Origin of the sequence: Microbacterium sp. ISL-103, assembly GCF_018613995.1 — a bacterium.
Lineage (GTDB): Bacteria > Actinomycetota > Actinomycetes > Actinomycetales > Microbacteriaceae > Microbacterium.
Window position 1 is genome coordinate 1 of the sequence record NZ_JAGGPD010000353.1, and the last position, 1,978, is coordinate 1,978.

3 protein-coding genes are annotated in these 1,978 nt (G+C 71.4%); 2 read left to right on the forward strand and 1 reads right to left on the reverse strand.

The window, feature by feature from the left end:
• On the forward strand, positions 1–511 hold a 511-nt coding region (locus J7E68_RS13085), incomplete at its 5' end, for a YgfZ/GcvT domain-containing protein (protein ID WP_396652503.1).
• A 9-nt stretch (positions 512–520) separates the two neighbouring features.
• Here the strand turns inward: J7E68_RS13085 and J7E68_RS13090 are convergent.
• On the reverse strand, positions 521–1,345 hold the full coding sequence (locus J7E68_RS13090; protein ID WP_215173252.1) for a class I SAM-dependent methyltransferase: 825 nt from the start codon (positions 1,343–1,345) through the stop codon (positions 521–523).
• A gap of 60 nt (positions 1,346–1,405) precedes the next feature.
• Here J7E68_RS13090 and J7E68_RS13095 point away from each other — a divergent pair.
• Positions 1,406–1,978: 2,3-bisphosphoglycerate-dependent phosphoglycerate mutase (locus J7E68_RS13095; protein ID WP_215173254.1), on the forward strand; the 573-nt coding region annotated here is incomplete at its 3' end.

Below are 1,978 nucleotides of genomic sequence, written 5' to 3' on the forward strand. Positions count from 1 at the left end.
CGCCGACGAGGTCGCCGGGCTCCTCGCCGCCGAAGCGCTGCGGATCGCCGCCTGGCGTCCGCGCTGGTCGGCCGAGGTCGACGAGCGTTCGCTGCCGCACGAGTCCGACTGGATGCGCACCGCGGTGCACCTGAACAAGGGCTGCTACCGCGGCCAGGAGACGGTGGCCAAGGTGCACAACCCCCGCCACCCGCCTCGCCGCCTCGCCGCTCTGCACCTCGACGGCAGCGAAGCGGTGCTGCCCGCCGTGGGCGATGCGGTCTTCGCCGGCGACGACGAGGTCGGGCACATCACCTCTGTCGCGCGACACCATGAAGACGGCCCGATCGCCCTCGCGATCCTCTCGCGCCGCACCCCGGTCGGCGACCCCGTCGTCCGCGCGGAGGGCGCAGACGTCGCCGCGACACAGCAGGTGATCGTGCCCGCGGATGCCGGTGCCATGGCCGACATCCCGAGGATCACGCGGCTGTCGCGCCGCCCGAGTGCGCCGGATCCCCGTCAGGTGGGCTGACCCCGCCGATCAGGCGAGCGGTGCGACCGCATCCCACGGGAGCGAGATCTCTCCGAGCCGCCAGCGGGACTTGCCGCCGAGCACCGGCCAGCCCTGATCGCGAAGGGCTGCGGCCGCGGCGAGGAACCGCTGCGTCGCACCGAACGTCGACAGCGGCGCCGCGCGGTCCCATTCGCGGTCGAGTTCGACCAGCAGGGAGTGAATCCGCTCTCCGGGCACGTTGCGATGGATCAGAGCCTTGGGCAGCCGCTCGGCGACGATGCTCGGATGCTCGAGGTCGGCCAGCCGCAGCGAGATCGTGAACCGCTGGGGAGCGCCGCTCGGGTCGACATCGACCCAGCTCGCGATGCGGCCGATCTCGTCGCACGTGCCCTCGACCAGCAGACCGTCGGGGGCGAGACGCCCTGCCATCGTGCGCCAGGCCGCCGCGACATCCGCCTCGTCGTACTGGCGCAGCACGTTCATCGCGCGGATCACGGCGGGTCGTCGTCCGGACGGCAGGGGCACCTCGAATCCTCCGCGAGCGAACGACACCCGGAGATCGGGGGAGAAGGGCGTGCGACCCTCCTGCACATCGGCGAGCTGCTCGTTCGCTGTCGCGACCCTCGCCGGATCGATCTCGAGACCGCGCACCTCGGCATCGGGCCGCACCCTCTGCAGCCGGGTCGCGAGCTCGAACGCGGTGACGCCGCTCGCGCCGAAGCCCAGGTCGATCACGAGCGGGTCGTCGGCGCGGCGGAAGGCGGAGCCGGCGGCGATCCACCGATCGTTGCGGCGCAGCCGGTTCGTCCCGGTGGTGCCGCGGGTCGGCCGACCGAGAGGAGATGACGCCATGCGTCAATCCTCGCAGGGCCGCGGCGTGGACGCGTGGACCTCCGCCGATAAACTGGGGTCATGACTGCTACGCGCACCCTGATCCTGCTCCGTCACGGCCGGAGCGAGTGGAACGAACTGAATCTCTTCACCGGCTGGGTGGATGTCCGCCTCAACGAGCAGGGCAGGAACGAGGCCCGTCGCGGTGGCGAGCTGCTCGCCGAAGCCGGCATCCTGCCCGATGTGCTGCACACGTCGCTGCTCAGCCGTGCCATCCAGACCGCGAACATCGCCCTCGACGCGGCCGACCGCCTCTGGATCCCGGTGACCCGCTCGTGGCGCCTCAACGAGCGTCACTACGGCGCGCTGCAGGGCAAGGACAAGGCGCAGACGCTCGAGGAGTTCGGGCCCGAGCAGTTCCAGCTGTGGCGTCGCTCGTTCGACGTGCCGCCGCCCCTGCTCGACGACGAGAGCGAGTTCAGCCAGGTCGGCGACGTGCGCTACGCCGACATCGACGGAGAGGTACCGCGCACCGAGTCGCTGAAGCTGGTCATCGACCGCCTCCTGCCGTACTGGGATGACGCGATCGTCCCCGACCTCGAGGCCGGCAAGACCGTGCTCGTGACCGCGCACGGCAACTCGCTGCGCGGACTC

Coding starts and splice junctions, on each gene's coding strand:
- J7E68_RS13090 (WP_215173252.1), bottom strand. CDS start 1,345: ATGGCGTCATCTCCTCTCGGTCGGCCGACCCGCGGCACCACCGGGACG.